The organism is Glycomyces halotolerans (assembly GCF_054779575.1).
Genome location: NZ_BAAGXZ010000009.1, coordinates 139,973 through 159,731 on the forward strand (window position 1 = coordinate 139,973; position 19,759 = coordinate 159,731).

Below are 19,759 nucleotides of genomic sequence, written 5' to 3' on the forward strand. Positions count from 1 at the left end.
GGCATGAGCGAAACCCAAGTCGACCCGATCCCCGAGGGATACCACTCGATCACGCCGTTCATCGTCTGTCCCCAAGCCGCCGAGGCGATCGAGTTCTACCGGCGGGCCTTCGACGCGACGGTCCTGGCGCGCAACGACGCGCCCGACGGCACGGTCATGCACGCCGAACTCCAGATCGGCGACTCGATCCTCCAGCTGGCCGACCCCAATCCCGCCTGGGGCCTCATCGCGCCCGACCGAGAGGCGAGCTCGGCGACGCTGGTGCTCTACGTCCCCGACGTGGACGCCACGTTCGTCAAGGCCGTCGAGGCCGGAGCGACCGTCCGCGAGGAGATCGCCGAGTTCGTCACCGGAGACCGGTTCGGCACCATCACCGACCCCAGCGGGCGCCGCTGGACGATCATGACCCGCGTCGCCGACGTCTCCCGCGAGGAGGGCCAGCGTCGCGTCGACGAATGGATCGCGTCGATGAGCGGCTGAGCGCTCAGTAGCTCTCCGGGTATCCCACCGTCGGCGCCGACACGTCGTCGAGCGCCAATCTGATCTCGGGCGGCAGGAACAACTGCTCCGCGGCCAGGGAGGCCCGCAGCTGGGTCGCGTTGCGGGCGCCGACGATCGCCGAGGCCACGCCGGGCTGGTCCCGCACCCACGCCAGCGCCACTTCCAGTGGACTGACGCCGAGCCCTTCGGCGGCGGTGGCCACGGCCTCCACGATGCCCGCCGACCGCTCGTCCAGATAGGTGGAGGCGAAGCGCGACCATTGGGCCGAGGCCGCGCGCGAGTCGCTCGGCCTGCCGAAGCGGTACTTCCCGGTCAGCACGCCTCGGCCCAGCGGCGACCACGCCAGCACTCCCAGTTCCATCGCCAGGCACGCCGGCAGGACCTCGCGTTCGACGCCGCGCTGCAGCAGCGAGTACTCGACCTCGCTGGCCACCACCGGCGTCCGGCCCGGCCAGGCCGTCTGCCAGGCGCACGCCCGCGCCGTCTGCCAGCCGGTGTGGTTCGAGACCCCGGCATACCGGACCTTGCCGCTGGAGACGGCCAGGTCCAGCGCCGCCATCGTCTCCTCCAGCGGCGTGTCGGGATCGTAGACGTGCAGCAGCCACAGGTCGATGTACTCGGTGCCCAGGCGCCGCAGCGAGTTCTCCAGGCACCGCAGCAGCCAGCCGCGCGAGGTGTCCCGCTTGCGGTCGGATCCGTCGGTGCGGACCCCGGCCTTGGTGGCGATGTGGATCTCCGAGCGCGCCACGACCTTTCCGATGAGCTGGCCGATGGCCGCTTCGGAGGAGCCCTGCCCGAACACGTCGGCGGTGTCCACGAGCGTGCCTCCGGCCTCCACGAAGGTCTGGAGCTGGGCCGCCGCGTCCTCGAGCCCGGCCTCGTCGGTGGTCCACGTCATCGTTCCGAGACCGAGGGAGGAGACCTCGATGCCGCTGCGTCCAAGTGGTCGGCGTTCCATGGACACACAAGGTACATCGAGCAAGTCTCGGAAAGCCATGCCCTTACCGCGCAACCGAGTCGGGCTCAGGTCCGACCGGGATCGCCCGGGACGGCACCGGCCGTACGGCCGAGGCGCCCGGAGCGGGCGGCCCATACCCTCGAAGTCGCGCAATGCGCGGGCCGCCATACAAGTGCGGGCGGCCGAGCCGGTGCCGCTACGCTGTCGAACGGCAAAACCGAAGGGAACGCGACTTGGAAATCTGGCAGGCCTTCATACTCGGCGTCGTGGAGGGCATCACCGAGTTCCTCCCGATCTCCTCGACCGGCCACTTGACGGTCTTCGCCGCCTTCCTCGGCCTCGACCCCGCCTCGTCCGAGGTCATCGCCTTCAACGCCGTCATCCAAGGCGGCGCGATCCTGGCGATCCTGGTCTACTTCTTCAAGGACATCGTCCAGATCGCCAAGGGCTGGACCATCGGCGTGTTCGACAGCGACCGGCGCGGCAAGGACTACCGGTTCGGGTGGTACGTCATCGTCGGCACGATCCCGATCGTCGTGGCCGGGCTCCTCATCGAGGACTACATCGACGCCGTGTTCAACCTGTACGCGGTCGGCATCGGCGCGATCGGCTGGTCGTTCGCGATGTGGTGGGCCGAACGCGTCGCCACCCACCAGCGCTCGGAGGCCCACATCAACATGAAGGACGCCCTGTTCGTCGGCGGGCTGCAGGTGCTGTCGCTGTTCCCGGGCGTCTCCCGCGCGGGGGCGACCATGACCGCCGGCCTGCTGCGCGACCTCGACCGCACCACGGCCACGCGCTTCTCGTTCTTCCTCGGCATCCCGGCGCTCGTCGGCGCCGGCATGCTCGAGATGAAGGACGCGCTCGGCGGCGACCTGCCGCTGGGCTCCCTCATCGTCGGCATCGTCGTCTCGGCGGTGGTCGCCTACGCCTCGGTCGCGTGGCTGATGAAATTCGTGTCCAACCACACGTTCATGCCGTTCGTCTGGTACCGCATCGCCTTCGGCGTCGTCATCATCCTCATCGCCGCCGCCGGGCTCGTCCCCGCCTCCGCCTGAGACGCTGGCCGACCGGCCCGGGGCGCACTACGATCGCGCCTATGGAATCTTGGACCGCACCCGACGTACCCGCCCTGCCCGGACACGGCCCGACGCTGCGCCTGCACGACACCGCCGGCGGCGAGTCGCGCGAGACGGTCCAGGCCGGCGCCGACCGCGCCACCATGTACGTGTGCGGCATCACTCCATACGACGCGACCCACCTCGGCCACGCCGCCACGTTCATCACCTTCGACCTGGTGCACCGCTACTGGCGCGACCAGGGCCTGGACGTCGAATACGCCCAGAACGTCACCGACGTCGACGAGCCCCTGTTCGAGCGGGCCGAACGCGACGCGACCGACTGGCAGGTCCTCGGCCTGCGCGAGACCGCGCTCTACCGCGAGGACATGGAGTCCCTGCGCGTGCTGCCGCCGACCCACTTCATCGGCGCGATCGAATCGGTCCCCGCCGTCGGCAAGGCCGCGGCCCAGCTGCTGGAGTCCGGCCACGCCTACCGCCACGAATCCGGCGACGTCTACTACTCGGTCGCCGCCGACCCCCGCTTCGGCTCGGCGTCGAACTACGACCGCGAGACCATGCTCGCCTACGCCCGCGAACGCGGCGGCGACCCCGACCGCGAAGGCAAACGCGACCCGCTCGACCCGATCCTGTGGAACGCCCCCCGCGACGGCGAGCCGTCCTGGGACTCACCGGTCGGACCCGGGCGCCCCGGCTGGCACATCGAATGCACCTGCATCGCCCTCGAATACCTCGGCTCGTCCATCGACGTCCAAGGCGGCGGCTCCGACCTCATCTTCCCCCACCACGAATGCTCGGCCTCCCACGCCGAAGCGCTCACCGGCACCCACCCGTTCTCGCGGACCAACGTCCACACCGGCATGATCGGCCTCGACGGCGAGAAGATGTCGAAGTCGCTCGGCAACCTCGTGTTCGTCTCCAAACTCCGCGCCGAAGGCGCCGACCCGGCCGCCGTGCGACTGGCGCTGCTGGCCGGACACTACCGCGCCGACCGGCAGTGGAGCCGCGCCGGCCTGGCCGAGGCCGAACTGCGCCTGGGGCGCTGGCGTGCGGCCGCGGCCCGCGAACTCGCCGTCCCCGCCGGAGGCATGCTCAACGCCGTCCGCGAACGACTGGCCGACGACCTCGACACCCCCGGCGCGCTCGCCGCGGTCGACCGCTGGGCGGGCGAGACTCTTTCCGCTGGTGGCGATGACCCCTCCGCGCCGGGCCTGGCCCGCGACACGATCGAAGGATTGCTCGGAATAGACTGCTCACGCTGATTGCGCGAAATGTCGAGTCTCGGTACACTCCACAACTGAGTGTGGCCGACTCCCCACGCCGCCCGAGGAGTCGCAATTGAAGATCCTGCTGCTGGTGTCAGCCTTCAACGGTCTCACCCAGCGTGTCTGGTGTTCGCTCAACGAACAGGGGCACGAAGTCGGTGTCGAACTCGCACCGGCCTTCGACACGCCTGAGTCGCTCACGCGAACGGTCGAACGGATCAACCCCGACCTGATCCTGTGCCCCTTCCTCAAGCACCGGGTCCCCGAAGCGGTCTGGCGCCGGTGGACCACCGTCATCGTGCACCCCGGGCCCGTCGGCGACCGTGGACCATCCTCACTGGACCATGCGATCCTCGGCCGCAGGCCCCGCTGGGGCGTGACCGCGCTGTCGGCGGTCGAAGCGATGGACGCCGGCCCGGTCTGGGCCACCTCCACCTTCGAGATGCCCGACTCGATCTCCAAGAGCGCCCTCTACAACGGCCTCGTCGCCGACGCCGCCATGGAATGCGTCGAGACCACCGTCCGCAAGGCCGCCTCCGGCGCCCACCCGATCCCGGCCGACGACCACCCCCGCGAAGTGCCCGGCACCGCCGAACTGCCGCTACTGCGCCGCAAGTCCTTCGAACTGGACTGGCGCGCCTCCGCGGCCGAACTCGAGCGACGCGTCAACGCCGCCGACGGCGCACCCGGCGCCCCCGCCGTCCTGGGCGGCGGCACTTACTGCCTCTACGACGCCGCCGCCGTCCACGACACCACCGCCGCCGCGCCCGGCACCGTCGTCGGCCGCAACCTCGAAGCGATCGCCGTCGCCTGCGGCCAAGGCACCCTCTGGGTCGGCTACGCCGCCCGGCTCGAACACCGAAGAGGCCCCAAACTCCCCGCCGCCATGGTCGTCGACGCCGACCGCCTCCCGTACCTGCCGGTGCCGCCCTCGCTCGCCGAGACCGCCTACCGCCGCGACGGCGACATCGGCTACCTCACCCTCCGCTCCTACAACGGCGCCATGCACACCGAACAGTGCCGCCGCATGGCCGGGGCCGTCGAGAAGGCCCTCACCGAGGACACCCGCATCCTCGTGCTCACCGGCACCGAGCACGCCTTCTCCAACGGCATCCACCTCGGCGTCATCGACGCCGCACCCGATCCGGCCGCCGAGGCCTGGGCCAACATCGGCGCCATCGACGAACTGTGCACGGCCATCGCCGCCGCCGACCAGCTCACCGTCGCCGCCTTCAGCGCCAACGCCGGCGCCGGCGGCGTCATGACCGGTCTGTGCGCCGACGTCACCGTCGCCCGCGACGGCGTCGTCCTCAACCCGTACTACGACATGGGCATCTTCGGCTCCGAACTGCACACCTGGTCGGTCGCCAGCCGCATCGGACCCGAGCGCGCCCAGGCGCTGCTGATCGGCAAACTGCCCATCTCGGCCCGCGAGGCCGCCCGAATCGGCCTCATCGGCGCCGTCGGCCCCCGCGACTGGTCGGAGTTCCAGCGCTGGCTCCAAGCGGTCGCCGTCGGCTACAACGAGCCGACCACTCGCGGCAGCATGTTCGCCGCCAAGGCCCGCCGCCGCGCCGAGTCCCGGCCCCTGTCGTACTACCAGACCATCGAGCTCGCCGAGATGGCCCGCGACCTCTTCGACGACCGCCACGGCTTCGCGGCCCAGCGGCGCGCCTTCCTCGGCAAGTCCGCGCCCGCCGAGACGCCCTCCAAACTGCGTTTCCCCTAGCGCCGCGCACCGGCGACCGCGGCCGAGCAAAATCCCAGCGCAACGGCGGTAAACGCTCGCCTCCGGGTTTCGCCGACGCTGTTGACAGGCCCACCGAGACCTGGTGGACTGGCAGTATGTTCGAAGAAGGGCAGTACTTCGCGCCGGTCAACACCGACGCAGACGGCACGGTCGTCGTCGAGCTGGGTGAGAACCACCCGGGCTTCGCCGACACCGAATACCGCGAACGGCGCAACGCCATCGCGGCACTCGCATTGGACTGGGAGCCCGGTGAACCCATACCGACCGCCTCCTACACCGATGCCGAACACGAGATCTGGCGGCTGGTCAGTGCGGAGCTGGCCGTCAAACACCGACGACTCGCCGCACGCGAATACCTCGAAGGCGAAGAGCGACTCAAGCTCCCCGCCGACCACATTCCGCAGCTCGCCGAGGTCTCCGAGAAACTCGAACCGCTGACCGGCTACAGCTACCGGCCCGCCGCGGGCCTGGTCCCGCTGCGCGACTTCTACGGCGTCCTCGCCGACGGCAAGTTCTACGCCACCCAGTACATCCGGCACCACTCGGTGCCGTTCTACACGCCCGAGCCCGACGTGATCCACGAGGTCATCGGCCACGCCAACGCGCTGGCCTCCGACCGGTTCGCCTCGCTCTACCGCGCCGCCGGGGAGGCGGCCCTGCGGGTCGAGTCCGAGGAGGCCCTGGAGTTCGTCTCCCGGGTCTTCTGGTTCACCCTCGAGTTCGGGGTGATGCGCGAGAGCGACGGCCTCAAGGCCTACGGCGCCGGCATCCTGTCCTCCTACGGCGAGATGGACGAGTTCAGGAACATGACGATCCTGCCCTTGGACATCCCGACCATGGGCACCATCGACTACGACATCACGCAGTACCAGGACAAGCTGTTCGAGGCCGCGTCGATGGACCAGCTCGAGGACGTGGTGGGGGAGTTCTGGACGACCTGCGACGACGACTCGATCGAACGGCTCAAGGCCGAGGCCGCCCGGTAGCGTCCCGCTCCCGCCGTTCGTCGGCGTCCTTGAGCGCATGGCGCACCGCGCAGCGGATGGTCCAGTAGAGAATGTAGACACCGAGGGCGTACATGAACAGGGCGAGGAAGCCTTCCACGCGCCCATCGTATATGTACCTCGCGTGCGGTCAGTACAGCTGCTTCTCGTACTGCTCGCCGTAGTACTCGATGAGCTCGTCGAGCGACTTGTCGACCGTCTGCGTCTCCTTGACCATCTGCGCGTGCGGCGGCAGCGCGTCGGGCGTCCATGTCTCGGGCTTCCAGATGCCCGAGCGCATGGACGCCTTACCGCAGTGGAAGAAGATCGTTTCGATCTCCACGACCAGCGCGAGGACCGGCTTGTGGCCCTTGACGACCATGTCGTCGAAGAACGGCGCGTCCGACACGATCCGGGCGCGTCCGTTGATCCGCAGCGTCTCCCGCCGGCCCGGGATCAGCGACAGCAGCCCGACATGCGGATTCTCCAGCACATTGTGGTAGCCGTCGACGCGCTTGTTGCCCTTGCGCTCCGGGACGGCGATCGTGGTGTCGTCCAAGACGTGTACGATGCCCGCCGGGTCGCCCTTGGGCGAGGCGTCGCAGTCGCCCTCGGCGTTCGAGGTCGCGATCACGCAGTACGGCGAGACCGCGAGCCACTGCCGATCCCGCTCATGGAGCCTCGGCCGCTCCTTCTTGGCCGCCTGCGGCTTGACCTCCCCGACGATCTCCCGCAGCTTCGATGCGTCCGTGACTTCAGTCCACAGTTGCGTGTCGATGGCGTCCATCCACGTCCCTTCGCGATCCGGGGTCTCTGCGGCCCGATGCTACGCCCGGGTTCCGTCACCGAAGCGCCCGTTCCCATCAGATGGCCCGCTCAGCGCCGCCACATCGGGGCCAGCGCCGGTCCGCCCTCGGGCAGCGCTATCGGCTCGCCTTCAAGCGTGAACCCGAGCGGCTCGGACAGCACCGCCGCCCCCGCGCCTCTCCCGCGGTGCTCCGGCACCGTCGCGATCGAGTGCAGGCACAGGTGCGGGAAGACGTCCGGATGTGCGTCGGCCAGCAGCCGCATGGCCTGTGCGGCCCGCTCCAGTGCCGGGAGGTCGTGTTCGGCGGCGACTGCGGCCATCTGGTCGGCCTCGGCCGCGAAGCGGTCGACCGAGTCCACCGCGATCCACACCGACACGCTCCAGATCTCGCCATCCGCGCCCGCGATCCACACCTCGTCCTCCCGCCTCGAGCACGAGGCCCGCGAGGAGTGGCGGCTCTACCAGCGACACCGCTGGGTCCTGCCCGCCATCGCCGCCAGCCGCCCCCCGGTGGGCCGCGGCCTCCTCGCCGACGCCGAACGCATCCTCACCGGCATCGCCCGCCCCGGCGTCGACGCGCCGACACTCATGGCCGTCTACCTCGCCGTCTCCGGGCTCGTCCAGGGCCTCGCCCTGCTCCCGGCCGCCGAGGCCGCCGAACGGACGGCCACCGGCCAGACCCTGGAGGAGTGGTGGAGCGGCAAACGCGACGAGCTGATCGACCGGTTCGGCGCCGACTTCCCGTATCTGGCCGGACACTTCGGCCCCGAGGCGACGGACGTCGACTTCGAGGCGCTCTTCGGGTTCGCGCTGGCCGCGCTCCTCGACGGACTCGAGACCGGCGCCATGTCCACGTGATGAAACCCGATTCCCAGGTCGCGGCCCCCCAACGTACTCTGGAGGGCGTGTCTGCACCGAACCGCTTCCTCGAGACCCTGTCCCGCCGCGTCGTGATCGCCGACGGGGGCATGGGCACGATGCTGCAGGCCTTCGACCCGACCCTCGAGGACTACGACGGCTACGAGGGCCTGTCCGACATCCTCTGCCTGACCAGGCCCGACATCGTCCTGGGCATCCACGACGCCTACCTGGCCGCCGGCGCCGACTGCATCGAGACCAACAGCTTCAACGCCAACTACGGCGGTCTGGTCGAATACGACATCACCGAACGGGCCCGCGAACTCGGCCGCGCCGCCGCCGAACTCGCCCGCCGAAAGGCCGACGAATACGCCACCCCCGAACGGCCCCGCTTCGTCCTCGGCTCCATGGGCGGCGGCACCCGCCTGCCCACCCTCGGCCACGCCCCCTACGCGACCCTGCGCGACCACTACCGGGAATGCTCGGCCGGCCTCATCGAAGGCGGTGCCGACGCCATCCTCGTCGAGACCGCCCAGGACCTCCTCCAAGCCAAAGCCGCCGTCATCGGCGCCAAACGCGCCAACGCCGACCTCGGCACCAAGGTGCCGATCATCGCCCAGGTCACCGTCGAGACCACCGGCACCATGCTCGTCGGCGGCGAGATCGGCGCCGCGCTCACGAGCCTGGCCGCCCTCGACATCGACCTCATCGGCCTCAACTGCGCCACCGGCCCGGCAGAGATGACCGAGCACATCCGCTACCTCTCGCGGCACTCGCCCGTCCCCATCTCCGTCATGCCCAACGCCGGACTCCCGCAGCTCGGCACCGACGGAGCCGTCTACCCGCTCACCCCCGCCGAACTGGCCGACGCCCACGAAGAATTCGTCACCCGATACGGCGTCAGCCTCGTCGGCGGCTGCTGCGGCACCACCCCCGAGCACATCCGCGCCGTCCGCGACCGCCTCGACGGCGTCACCCCCGCAGAGCGAGAACCGGTCCTCGAACCGGGCGTCTCCTCCTCCTACCACCACGTCCCGTTCCGCCAGGACGCCACCATCCTCAACGTCGGCGAACGCACCAACGCCAACGGCTCCAAAGCCTTCCGCGAAGCCATGCTCGCCGCCGACTGGGACCGGTGCGTCGAGATCGCCCGCGAGCAGACCCGCGGCGGCTCCCACCTGCTCGACCTCTGCGTCGACTACGTCGGCCGCGACGGCGCCGAGGACATGCGCGTCCTCGCCTCCCGCTTCGCGACCGCCTCGACCCTGCCGATCATGCTCGACTCCACCGAGCCGGCCGTCATCGAAGCCGGACTCGAAGCCCTCGGCGGCCGCTGCATCATCAACTCGGTCAACTTCGAGGACGGCGACGGCCCCGACTCCAGGTACCGACGCGTCATGCCCATCATCGCCGAGCACGGCGCCGGCGTCGTCGCCCTGTGCATCGACGAGGAAGGCCAGGCCCGCGACCGCGACTGGAAGGTCCGCGTCGCCACCCGCCTCATCGAGGACCTCACCGGCAACTGGGGACTGGGCATCGAGGACATCTTCGTCGACACCCTCACCTTCCCGATCTCCACCGGCCAGGAGGAGACCCGCCGCGACGGCATCGAGACCATCGAGGCCATCCGCGAGATCTCCCGCCGCTACCCCGGCGTCAACTTCACCCTCGGGATCTCCAACATCTCCTTCGGCCTCAACCCGGCCGCGCGCCAGGTCCTCAACTCCGTGTTCCTCAACGAATGCGTCGAAGCCGGGCTCACCAGCGCCATCGTCCACTCCACCAAGATCCTGCCGATGGCCTCCATCCCCGAGGAGCAGCGCAAGGTCGCCCTCGACATGGTCTACGACCGCCGCGCCGAGGACTACGACCCGCTCCAGAAGCTCATCGAACTGTTCGACGGCGTCAGCCTCGCCGGCTCCAGAGAGGCCCGCGCCGAAGCGCTCGCCGCCATGAGCCTCGAAGAACGCCTCCAATACCGCATCATCGACGGCGAGAAGGACGGACTCGAAGCCGACCTCGACGCCGCGCTCACCGACATGAGCGCCCTCGAGATCATCAACGACCACCTCCTCGAAGGCATGAAAGTCGTCGGCGACCGCTTCGGCTCCGGCCAGATGCAGCTGCCGTTCGTCCTCCAGTCCGCCGAGGTCATGAAGACCGCCGTCGCCCACCTCGAACCGCACATGGAGAAAGCCGAGGACGACGCCGGCAAGGGCACCATCGTCCTCGCCACCGTCCGCGGCGACGTCCACGACATCGGCAAGAACCTCGTCGACATCATCCTGTCCAACAACGGCTACACCGTGGTCAACCTCGGCATCAAGCAGCCCATCAACGCCATCCTCGACGCCGCCGAAGAGCACAAGGCCGACGTCATCGGCATGAGCGGCCTGCTCGTCAAGTCCACCGTCATCATGAAGGACAACCTCGCCGAGATGATGGCCCGCGGCCTCCACAGCCGCTGGCCCGTCGTCCTCGGCGGCGCCGCCCTCACCCGCGCCTACGTCGAAGACGACCTGCGCGGCATGTTCGACGGCGGCGAAGTCCACTACGCCCGCGACGCCTTCGAAGGGCTCTCCCTCATGGACCGCGTCATGGCCGCCCGCCGCGGCGGAGGCGGCCCCGTGATCGACCCCGCCCAGGCCGAGAAGATCGCCAAACGCCGCGAGCGCCGCGCCAAGCAGGCCACCCTCGTCGCCGAGAACCTCCCCGACCTCTACGACAGCTCCGTCCGCTCCGACGTGGCCACCGACGTCGACCTCCCCGTCCCGCCCTTCTACGGCTCCCGAGTCGTCAAGGGGATCGCGCTGGCCGAGTACTCGGCCATGCTCGACGAGCGCGCCACCTTCCTCGGCCAATGGGGCCTCAAGCCGACCCGTGGAGACGGTCCCTCATACGAAGAACTCGTCGAGACCGAAGGACGCCCGCGCCTGCGCTACTGGCTCGACCGGCTCGCCACCGACAACGTCCTCGGAGCCAAGGTCGTCTACGGCTACCTGCCTGTCTACGCCGAAGGCAACACCCTCGTCGTCCTCGACGAGAACGGCCACGCCGAACGCGCCCGCTTCACCTTCCCCCGGCAGCGCCAGGGCCGCCGCCTGTGCCTGTCCGACTTCTTCCGCGCCAAGGACGGCGAGCAGCTCGACGTCCTGGGCATGCAACTGGTCACCTTGGGCGCCAAAGTCTCCGAGTACACCAACGAGCTCTTCGAGTCCAACGCCTACCGCGACTACCTCGAAGTCCACGGGCTGACCGTCCAGCTGACCGAAGCGCTCGCCGAATACTGGCACCGCCGCATCCGCCGCGAATGGGTCCTCCCCGGCGGCTCGACCGTCGCCGACGCCGACCCCGGCGACCTCAAGGGCATCCTCGACGTCGACTTCCGCGGCTGCCGCTACTCCTTCGGCTACCCGGCCTGCCCGGAGCTGTCCGACCGCGCCACACTCGTGGACCTGCTCGGCGCCGACCGCATCGGCGTCGAACTGTCCGAAGGCGACCAGCTCCACCCGGAGCAGTCCACCGATGCGATAGTCCTGCACCACCCCGAGGCGAGCTACTTCAACGCCAAATAGCGCGACAAGGCAGTATGGCGGCCATGTCGAACGAACTGGTCGCCTACCTCGGCGTCATGGACGCCGGAAAATCCACCCTCGCGCTGCAGTACCACCACTCCCTCGGCGGCGACGGCATCCTCTACACCTCCATGGACCGCAGCGGCGAAGGCGTCATATCCAGCCGGATCGGCCTCCACCACAAAGCCAAGGAGATCACCACCGACCTCGACATCTACGACGACCTCGCCGAGATCCGCCCCCCGTACGTCGTGGTCGACGAAGTCCAGTTCCTCAAAGCCCCCAAACAGATCAACCACCTCGCCGACGCGGTCGACGGCCTCGGCGTCGACGTCTACGCCTTCGGACTCAAAACGGACTTCCTCGGCCGGCTCTTCCCCGCCTCCCAACGGCTCATCGAACTGGCCGACCGCGTCGAAGAGCTCCCCGTCCGCGTCAACTGCTGGTGCGGCGAACGCGGCACCCACAACGCCCGCGTCCGCGACGGCGTCATGGTCTTCTCCGGCGACCTCGTCGAAGTCGGCGACATGGACTCCTACACCGTCCTGTGCCGCCGCCACCACCGCGCCGGACTCGCCTGAGCGTGTGAGCCGCCTCGCGGCCAGGCGGCGAACCCGCCGATCCCACCCGCCACCCCCGTACCGTCATAGAGGTGACTGCATTCCCGCACGCCGTGCTCTTCGACATGGACGGCACCCTCGTCGACTCCGAACCCCGCTGGGACGTGGCCCTCGAAGAACTCGCCGCCCTCCTCGGCGGCGACCTCGACCCCCAGGTCCGCGCCCAGATGGTCGGCACCAACGAAGGCGCCTCCGTGATCCTCCTCCTCGAGAGCCTCGGCAGGCCCCTCGACGAGGCCCCCGAACACCAGGCATGGCTGCGGCTACGGATGCGCGACCTGTTCCGCCAAGGCGTCCCCTGGAAACCCGGCGCACACGAACTGCTCAACGAAGTGCGTCGGGCCGGACTGCCGACCGCGCTGGTCACCTCCACCCCGCGCGAGCTGGCCGACCTCATCCTCGACCAACTCGGCCCCGACAACTTCGACGTCACCGTCTGCGGCGACGAGGTCGAGCACAAGAAACCCGACCCCGAGCCCTACCTCGTCACCGCCGACAAACTCGGCGTCGACATCGCCCAGAGCATCGTCCTGGAGGACTCCCTCACCGGCGTCACCTCGGCCATGCGCGCGGGCGCGGTCACCATCGCCATCCCGAGCGAAATCGCCCTGCCGCCCGAAGTCGACGTCCTCACCCTCGACAGCCTCTCCGGGACCGACCTCGACTACCTCCGCGGCCTCGCCCCCGCCACCTGACCGAAAACCTCAGGCCCGGCCCCGCGCCGTCAGCACCTCCCGGTGCCGGTGACCCCACTCGTCCAGCGGCGCCAGCGCCTCGTTGAGCTCCCGACCCAACGGCGTCAACGAATACTCCACCCGAGGCGGCACCTCCGCGAACAGCTCCCGGTGCACCACCCCGCTCGCCTCCAACTGCCGCAGGTTCTCGGCCAGCACCTTCTCGCTCACGCCGTCGAGCATCCGCCGGATCCGGCCGAACCGCTGCGGCCCTTCGGCGAGCACCCACATCAAATGCAGCTTCCACTTGCCGCCGACCACGTCGATCGCAACGGACATGCCGCACGCTTGATCTGCGTCACTGTCGCTCAGCACCGGACCCCTCCCGACCATATTTCCAACCTCGCGGTAAGCAACCCCACTTGGAAGTGCGGTCTTGCGAAGCCTATCGGGCGCCTACGACCATGGACCCGGCGCCGAAAACCAACTGCTTCGCAACACCGAAGGGACACAAGATGTCTCAGCCACAAACCCGACGATCCGTCACCGTGGTCGGCCTGGGTCCGATGGGACGGTCCATGGTCAAGGCCTTCCTCAAAGCGGGCCACGACGTCACCGTCTGGAACCGCACCACCGCCAAGGCCGACGACATGGCCGAACTCGGCGCCGAACGGGCCGACACCATCGCCGCCGCCCTCGACGCCAACGAACTGATCGTCGTCAGCCTCACCCACTACCAGGCCATGTACGACGTACTCGGCCAAGCCACCGGACACCTGGCCGGAAAGACCATCGCCAACCTGTCATCCGACTCGCCCGAACGCGCCCGCAAGGGCGCCGCCTGGGCCCTCGAGCACGGCGCGCAGTTCCTCTCCGGCGGCTTCATGTCCCAAGGCGACGACATCGAACATCCCGCCTCGTACCTCTACTTCAGCGGCCCCCGAGCAGTGTTCGACACCCACAAGGACCTACTGCGTCCCCTGAGCCCGCAGGCCTATCTCGGCGAGGACCACGGCCTCGCCCAGGTCTTCTACCAGGCTGAACTCGCCCTGTTCCACGCCTTCCTCATCGGCTGGGAACAGGCGCTGGCCATCGTCGACCGCTCCGGCGCCGACCTCGACCGCTTCGTGGCCAACGCCGCCGCCCACCCCGACAGCTACGCCGACTTCATGCGCTCCTTCGCCGCGGCCGCCGAACACGGCGGCTGGAGCGACATGGCGGAGCTCAAGATGATGCACGCCGGCGCGCAGCACGTCATCGAAGCCAGCGAAGACGCCGGCGTCGACGCGGCGCTCACCAAGACCGTCCAGGACTACTACCGACGGGCCATCGAGGCCAGCGACCGCGCCGGACACGCGGTCCCCGTCTACCGGATCCTCCGCGGCGAAGCCGCATAGAAAGGCAGAACGCCATGCCAAAGGGAAGCATCACCGTACTCGGCCTCGGCGCGATGGGCTCGGCGATCGCCGAGCGCCTCCGCGCCGCCGGCTACGCCACCACCGTGTGGAACCGCACCGTCGAGAAGACCGAACCCCACGTCGCGGCCGGAGCCACGGCGGCGGCCACCGTCACCGAAGCGGTCGCCGGAGGCGACATCGTCATCGTCGTCCTGCTCGACCACCTGAGCGTCCGCGAACGACTCGAACCGGTCGCGGACGAGCTCAAAGGCAAAGTCGTCGTCAACTTGACCACCACGACCCCGAACGAGTCCCGCGCCACCGCCGCATGGGCCGCAGAAGCCGGCATCACCTACCTCGACGGAGCGATCATGGCCGTCCCCGACATGATCGGCGGACCCGAGGCGGTCCTGCTCTACTCAGGGGACGAGAACGCCTACGCGATCGCGAGAGCGGCCCTGGAGACTCTCGGCACCGCCGAATTCGAGGGCACCGACGCGGGGCTCGCTTCCCTGAAGGACATGGCGCTGCTCTCGGCGATGTACCTGATGTTCCACGGGTTCCTGCAGGCCGCGGCGATGATGCGGACCGTCGGCGTCCCCGCGAGCCGCACCGCCGAAGACGTCACCGCGCTGCTGACCACCCTCATGCCCGCGACCGCCGAATTCGCGGCGATCGTGGACTCCGGCGACTACGAACCGGCGCAGGGCCAAGACGTCGACTTCACCCGGCCGGCGATCGCGTCGCTGATCACCGCCAGCCGCGAGCAGGGCGTCAGTGCCGATTTCCTCGAGCCGGGGAAGCGACTGCTCGACGAGCTCGCCGCGACCGGACGCGGCGCCGCCGACTGGGTCCGCATCATCGAGCTGCTCACCATCCGCTGAGACCGGCCGCTGGAGTCAGGCCCCCCGGCCCGGCTCCAGCAGCCGCAGCTTGTCATGGTCGTCCGTCCCAGGCGAGGCCGACAGCGTCACCAGCATCTGACCGCTCCCATCGGCCACGCGGAACTGCTCCTTGTGCAGGCAGATACGGCCGACGATCGGATGCTCGAACTCGACCGCGCCGATGCCGAAGTCCCTCACCTCCGCACGCGCCCACAGCTCACTGAACCGGCGATGGGCGATCGACAGCTCCCCGATCAGGGCCGCGAGCCGCTCGTCGTCGGGGAACAACGCCGAGACCTTCCGCAGCTGCCCGACAGTGTCAACCGTGCAGTGCTCCCAACCTGGCAGAAACTGTCTGGAGTCCTCGTCGAACGTCAGCCTGGCGAAGTTCGCACCGGCGTCCAGATCCCAGCCGAAGGGCCCGTACAGCAGCCGCGCCATTCGGTTCGACGCCAGGACGTCCTGCCGGTGACTCAGAACGAGCGCCGGGAAGCCCTCGATCGACTCGAGCATCGTCCGCAGCTGCGGACGCACGCTCGCGCTCGGATGCTTCGGGCTCAACCGCGAGTATCCCGCCAGACGGTGCAAATGCTCACGCGTGGACTCGTCGAGCCGAAGTGCCCGGGCGACCGCATCCAGCACCTGATCCGATGGCCGCTTCGCACGCCCCTGCTCCAAGCGCGTGTAGTAGTCCACGCTGACGCCCGCCAGCAGTGCCAGCTCCTCCCTGCGCAGCCCCGGCACCCTGCGGCGCGCATCGTCTCGCAGCCCCACATCGGCCGGGCTCACCCGCGCTCGCCGAGCCTGCAGGAACCTGCCCAGGTCCTCCACGTCCTCCAACTGGTGGACCTCAACCGTCTCGGGTTCCATTCCAGCTTCACCTCCGGCGCAAGTATCACCGCACGTTTGTTCCAATGCCAAGGACTGTCAGTCCTAGGGTGGAGGGACCGACGGTACGACAGACGTCTGGCAGGCGCCCCGCAACAGGCGCAGCATGGCACCCATGAACATCCACATCGTTTACGCGCACCCGTCGGACCGATCCCTCAACGCCGCACTGCGCGATGAAGCCGTCGCCGCCCTCGAAGCCGGCGGGCACAACACCACCGTCAGTGATCTGTACGCGATGAAATGGAACGCCGTGGCCGACTACGGCGACTTCGGTCCCACCGAGGCCGACGGCTTCATGGCCGCCTCCGGCGAGGCCTACCGCAACGGCACGGTGGCAGCCGACATCCGAGCGGAACAGGAACGGCTGCTGGCCGCCGACGCAGTCATCCTCCAGTTCCCGCTGTGGTGGTTCTCGATGCCCGCCATCATGAAAGGCTGGGTCGACCGGGTCTTGACGAATGGGTTCGGCTACGGCTCCACCCGCGGCTGGCCCCGCTACGGTGACGGAGTCCTGGCCGGAAAGCGCGCGATGGTGAGCGTGACGACGGGCGCCGCGGAGCCGCACCTGTCCGACCGCGGAGTCAACGGCAGCATCGAGGACCTGCTCTTCCCGATCAACCACGGCATCTTCTTCTACACCGGCATGGAGGTGCTGCCACCGTTCGTCGTCACCGGAGCGGTGCGGTTCGACCAGGCCCGGTACGAGGAGGCCGCCGAGCGCCTCCGGCAGCGCCTCGAGAGGCTCGAGACGACCGAACCGATCCCCTTCCGCAAGCAGGCCGGCGGCGACTACGACGAGGACCGGCGCCTCAAGCCCGGCCTGGAGCGCCCCGGAACCACGGGATTCGGCCTGCACATCGCCTGAGCACGCGAAAGCCGGAGCGGCGCCGATGCCGCTCCGGCTCTGAAGTCCGTTCCTGCCATACAATCCACGACCGCGCGGGCGCCGCCATGGCGAGAGTCGATCAACCGGGCAAAGAAATACTGGGGGGGACGGGGGCTCTCTGTCCTCGGTCAGTGCTCTTCGGTCAGTGCTCGAACGGGAACTTGTCGGCGAACGCCGGCTTGAGGTCGTCGACCCACACCGCGTTCTCGTCGTACTTCGCGAAGAACGGGCGTCCGACGATCTCGGGATCGCGGGCCTGCAGCATCCGCAGTGCGAACACCTTCTCGCCGTTGATCTCGGTGACGCCGTCGACGGCCACCTTGCCGGGCGTGGCCGACATCGACGGGCCGCGCACGGTGCGGCACAGGCCCGAGACCTGGCTGAACGCGTCGCGGTAGATCTCCCAGGCCCGCACCAGCGGCACCGAGAAGTAGTCCTGCGGACCGGTGTCCCGCTCGACGAACATGTAGTAGGGGATCATGCCCAGTTTGTGCTGGGTCCGCCACATGCCGGCCCACTGCTCCGCGTCGTCGTTGATCGTGCGGATCAGCGGCGCCTGAGTGCGGATCACCGCACCGGTGTCGCGGATGCGGCGGATCGCCTCCTGGACGATCTCCGGCTCGAGCTCCTTGTGGTGCGAGAAGTGGGCCATGAACGCCAGGTTCCGGCCCGACTTGACCACCGACTCGAACAGCCGGAGCGTGTCCTCCGCGTCAGGGTCGGTGACGAACCGCTGCGGCCAGTAGGCGAGCGCCTTCGAGCCGATGCGGATCGACTCGACGTGCTCCATCTCGAGCAGCGGATCGATGTACCGGCGCAGCACGGGCTCGCCCATGATCATCGGGTCGCCGCCGGTCAGCAGCACGCTCGTCACCTCGGGGTGGCGGCGTACGTAGCCGGTCATCTGGTCGACGTCGTTGTTCGCGATCTTGAGGTCTTCGAGTCCAACGAACTGCGCCCACCGGAAGCAATAAGTGCAATAGGCGTGACACGTCTGCCCCTGCTGAGGGAAGAAGAGCACCGTCTCCTTGTACTTGTGCTGGAGGCCCTTGATCGTCTCCTCGCCGGACTTGGGGAGATTGAGCTGGATCTGCCCGGCGGGATGCGGATTGAGCTTGAAGCGGATCTCGTTGGCCGCGCCGGTGAGCTCCTGCTTCGATGCCCCGTTCTTCAGCAGTTGGGCGATGTGGTCGACGTCGTCCGCCGGCAGCATGTCCTCTTGAGGGAAGACGAGTCTGAACATCGGGTCGTCGAAGGCGTTGTCCCAGTCGATGAGCTCATCGACGACGTAGGAATTGGTACGGAACGGCAGCACGGATGCCACCGCTCTCGTCCGGAGCCGCTGCTCCTCGGTCAGCGGGGCGCGCTTCAGCAAGTCGTCGAGGTGACGAATGGTGTAGGCGCGGAATCGCCGACCGGTGGTCTCGGGAGTAGTCACGACGAACTCGACCTCCTCTACGGTGTGAGTTTTGGGCTGGGCGGACAGGCATGGTTGCAAACATGTGCGCGAAACCAACGTTCACCGTGTCGGTCCGCAAGCTGGACCACAGCTTCGGACCGGCCCCATAGCAGCTGCTCGTGGGTGGTGTACCTGATGCCTTCGCGCACAGTGTGCGTTCAATATGAATGTTTGTAACGCTTACCTTCGACCCTAACCCAGTGTTGCCTCAAGGGTGATCGGGACCGACTTGAGCGCCTGGCTGACGGGGCAGCCGTCCTTGGTCGCGTTCGCGATTTCGTCGAACTCGTCCTTGTCGATCCCGGGCACGGTGGCGCGGGCCTTGAGGGCGATTCCCGTGATGCCGGTCCCCGGCTTGAAGTCCACCGCGGCCTCGGTGACGATCTCGTCCGGCGTGTAGCCGGCCTTGCCGAGACCGGCGGACAGGGCCATGGAGTAGCAGGAGGCGTGGGCCGCGGCGATGAGCTCCTCGGGGCTGGTCTTGCCCTCCGGCTCGTTCGCCCGCGCCGCCCAGGTCACCGGGGTGTCCGGCAGACCGGAGGAGACGAAGCTGGTGACGCCGCCGCCTCCCTGGAGGTCGCCGGTCCAACGGGTGATTGCGTTGCGAGTGACTGACATGCCTTCTCCTATGAATCTGGGAGTTGCTGGTGCACGCAGGCTAACAGCCCGGGCCCGAGCGAGCGGACAGTCCGCAGCGCACGGCGGGCATGTCCGGCGACAGGCGAACCTCGCCGAAGATCTTGATGTCTCCGCAGCTCAGGAGTACTCTTGAACAACAGACCCACCCCCTGATCAAGCACCTGTCAGGGGCGTGTATATTTGTCTCTGCCCGCGGGGGAACGGAACAGCCGGTCAGGCTGGTCCGGAGATCACGACGGAGACACGCGACAGGCTCGGGAGAGCGCTGGCGCGGTCCGCAGATCGAAGCGCGGGAATCACCTGAGACTCGCTAGAGGCTCGACTGCCTGTTGCCGGAAACACTCTTCCTGAGGTTGGACGGCACAGATCGGGACTGCTAACTTAGTCAGGTTGCTTCGGCCGAGGCCGATCTGGAGACACTTCAGTATCGCTTGGTTGTGGCGTGTTGTTTGAGAACTCAACAGGGTGTTTGGATGGTCAGCGTGCGGGCTGGCTGGGTCTGCTGGGCTTGGTGTCTGGTGGGTTTGGTTGG

At 68.6% G+C, this 19,759-nt stretch carries 20 protein-coding genes; 12 read left to right on the plus strand and 8 right to left on the minus strand.

Annotated elements, in window-relative coordinates:
* Positions 1 to 3: 3 nt before the first annotated feature.
* Positions 4 to 480: a VOC family protein gene (locus ACYVL2_RS10290; RefSeq protein WP_460542866.1), complete on the plus strand. Its 477-nt coding sequence runs from the start codon at positions 4 to 6 to the stop codon at positions 478 to 480.
* Between the two features lie 4 nt (positions 481 to 484).
* On the opposite strand, the gene ACYVL2_RS10295 is transcribed toward ACYVL2_RS10290, so the two are convergent.
* Entirely contained in the window at positions 485 to 1,459 is a 975-nt protein-coding gene (locus ACYVL2_RS10295) for an aldo/keto reductase (protein ID WP_460542868.1), read from the minus strand.
* A 233-nt stretch (positions 1,460 to 1,692) separates the two neighbouring features.
* On the opposite strand from ACYVL2_RS10295, the gene ACYVL2_RS10300 reads away from it, so the two are divergent.
* The 4 genes from ACYVL2_RS10300 (at position 1,693) to ACYVL2_RS10315 (ending at position 6,539) form a co-directional block, all read left to right on the plus strand.
* Complete coding sequence (locus tag ACYVL2_RS10300; RefSeq protein ID WP_460542870.1) at positions 1,693 to 2,517, plus strand: undecaprenyl-diphosphate phosphatase; 825 nt, start codon at positions 1,693 to 1,695, stop codon at positions 2,515 to 2,517.
* A gap of 41 nt (positions 2,518 to 2,558) precedes the next feature.
* A complete protein-coding gene (mshC, locus tag ACYVL2_RS10305; RefSeq protein WP_460542872.1) occupies positions 2,559 to 3,800 on the plus strand; it encodes a cysteine--1-D-myo-inosityl 2-amino-2-deoxy-alpha-D-glucopyranoside ligase in 1,242 nt (413 codons plus the stop codon).
* Positions 3,801 to 3,876: 76 nt separating this feature from the next.
* On the plus strand, positions 3,877 to 5,532 hold the full coding sequence (locus ACYVL2_RS10310; RefSeq protein ID WP_460542874.1) for an enoyl-CoA hydratase-related protein: 1,656 nt from the start codon (positions 3,877 to 3,879) through the stop codon (positions 5,530 to 5,532).
* A gap of 116 nt (positions 5,533 to 5,648) precedes the next feature.
* Positions 5,649 to 6,539 carry a phenylalanine 4-monooxygenase gene (locus ACYVL2_RS10315; protein WP_460542876.1) on the plus strand — a complete coding sequence of 297 codons (891 nt, stop codon included), beginning with the start codon at positions 5,649 to 5,651 and terminating at the stop codon, positions 6,537 to 6,539.
* On the opposite strand, the gene ACYVL2_RS10320 is transcribed toward ACYVL2_RS10315, so the two are convergent.
* The 3 genes from ACYVL2_RS10320 to ACYVL2_RS10330 all read right to left on the minus strand — a co-directional run bounded on the left by ACYVL2_RS10320 (position 6,517) and on the right by ACYVL2_RS10330 (position 7,757).
* Positions 6,517 to 6,657 (minus strand): hypothetical protein, encoded by a 141-nt coding sequence (locus tag ACYVL2_RS10320; protein WP_460542878.1) that lies wholly within the window; start codon positions 6,655 to 6,657, stop codon positions 6,517 to 6,519. The genes ACYVL2_RS10315 and ACYVL2_RS10320 overlap by 23 nt on opposite strands.
* A gap of 30 nt (positions 6,658 to 6,687) precedes the next feature.
* On the minus strand, positions 6,688 to 7,323 hold the full coding sequence (locus ACYVL2_RS10325) for a pyridoxamine 5'-phosphate oxidase family protein (RefSeq protein WP_460542880.1): 636 nt from the start codon (positions 7,321 to 7,323) through the stop codon (positions 6,688 to 6,690).
* 89 nt (positions 7,324 to 7,412) lie between these two features.
* Positions 7,413 to 7,757, minus strand: a complete 345-nt coding sequence (locus tag ACYVL2_RS10330; protein WP_460542915.1) for a hypothetical protein — start codon at positions 7,755 to 7,757, stop codon at positions 7,413 to 7,415.
* Between ACYVL2_RS10330 and ACYVL2_RS10335 the strand changes: the two genes are divergently transcribed.
* The 4 genes from ACYVL2_RS10335 to ACYVL2_RS10350 all read left to right on the plus strand — a co-directional run bounded on the left by ACYVL2_RS10335 (position 7,750) and on the right by ACYVL2_RS10350 (position 13,092).
* Positions 7,750 to 8,202, plus strand: coding sequence for a TetR/AcrR family transcriptional regulator C-terminal domain-containing protein (locus ACYVL2_RS10335; protein ID WP_460542912.1), 453 nt, complete (start codon positions 7,750 to 7,752; stop codon positions 8,200 to 8,202). The two genes, ACYVL2_RS10330 and ACYVL2_RS10335, sit on opposite strands and share 8 nt — an antisense overlap.
* On the plus strand, positions 8,202 to 11,777 hold the full coding sequence (gene metH / locus ACYVL2_RS10340; protein ID WP_460542882.1) for a methionine synthase: 3,576 nt from the start codon (positions 8,202 to 8,204) through the stop codon (positions 11,775 to 11,777). The genes ACYVL2_RS10335 and metH overlap by 1 nt, the downstream gene beginning before the upstream one ends.
* Positions 11,778 to 11,800: 23 nt before the next feature.
* Positions 11,801 to 12,358: a thymidine kinase gene (locus tag ACYVL2_RS10345; protein WP_460542884.1), complete on the plus strand. Its 558-nt coding sequence runs from the start codon at positions 11,801 to 11,803 to the stop codon at positions 12,356 to 12,358.
* A gap of 71 nt (positions 12,359 to 12,429) precedes the next feature.
* Positions 12,430 to 13,092, plus strand: coding sequence for an HAD family hydrolase (locus tag ACYVL2_RS10350; protein WP_460542886.1), 663 nt, complete (start codon positions 12,430 to 12,432; stop codon positions 13,090 to 13,092).
* Positions 13,093 to 13,101: 9 nt separating this feature from the next.
* On the opposite strand, the gene ACYVL2_RS10355 is transcribed toward ACYVL2_RS10350, so the two are convergent.
* Positions 13,102 to 13,410 (minus strand): winged helix-turn-helix transcriptional regulator, encoded by a 309-nt coding sequence (locus ACYVL2_RS10355; protein ID WP_460542888.1) that lies wholly within the window; start codon positions 13,408 to 13,410, stop codon positions 13,102 to 13,104.
* A gap of 176 nt (positions 13,411 to 13,586) precedes the next feature.
* Between ACYVL2_RS10355 and ACYVL2_RS10360 the strand changes: the two genes are divergently transcribed.
* Together ACYVL2_RS10360 and ACYVL2_RS10365 are read left to right on the plus strand one after the other, a co-directional pair.
* A complete protein-coding gene (locus tag ACYVL2_RS10360) occupies positions 13,587 to 14,468 on the plus strand; it encodes an NAD(P)-dependent oxidoreductase (protein ID WP_460542890.1) in 882 nt (293 codons plus the stop codon).
* Between the two features lie 14 nt (positions 14,469 to 14,482).
* Entirely contained in the window at positions 14,483 to 15,352 is an 870-nt protein-coding gene (locus tag ACYVL2_RS10365; RefSeq protein ID WP_460542892.1) for an NAD(P)-dependent oxidoreductase, read from the plus strand.
* Between the two features lie 15 nt (positions 15,353 to 15,367).
* Here the strand turns inward: ACYVL2_RS10365 and ACYVL2_RS10370 are convergent, their stop codons facing one another.
* Positions 15,368 to 16,222: a helix-turn-helix transcriptional regulator gene (locus ACYVL2_RS10370; protein WP_460542894.1), complete on the minus strand. Its 855-nt coding sequence runs from the start codon at positions 16,220 to 16,222 to the stop codon at positions 15,368 to 15,370.
* A gap of 133 nt (positions 16,223 to 16,355) precedes the next feature.
* On the opposite strand from ACYVL2_RS10370, the gene ACYVL2_RS10375 reads away from it, so the two are divergent.
* A complete protein-coding gene (locus tag ACYVL2_RS10375; protein WP_460542896.1) occupies positions 16,356 to 17,108 on the plus strand; it encodes an NAD(P)H-dependent oxidoreductase in 753 nt (250 codons plus the stop codon).
* A gap of 163 nt (positions 17,109 to 17,271) precedes the next feature.
* Here the strand turns inward: ACYVL2_RS10375 and ACYVL2_RS10380 are convergent, their stop codons facing one another.
* Together ACYVL2_RS10380 and ACYVL2_RS10385 are read right to left on the minus strand one after the other, a co-directional pair.
* Complete coding sequence (locus tag ACYVL2_RS10380) at positions 17,272 to 18,567, minus strand: KamA family radical SAM protein (RefSeq protein WP_460542898.1); 1,296 nt, start codon at positions 18,565 to 18,567, stop codon at positions 17,272 to 17,274.
* A gap of 213 nt (positions 18,568 to 18,780) precedes the next feature.
* A complete protein-coding gene (locus ACYVL2_RS10385) occupies positions 18,781 to 19,206 on the minus strand; it encodes an OsmC family protein (RefSeq protein ID WP_460542900.1) in 426 nt (141 codons plus the stop codon).
* Positions 19,207 to 19,759 lie beyond the last annotated feature (553 nt).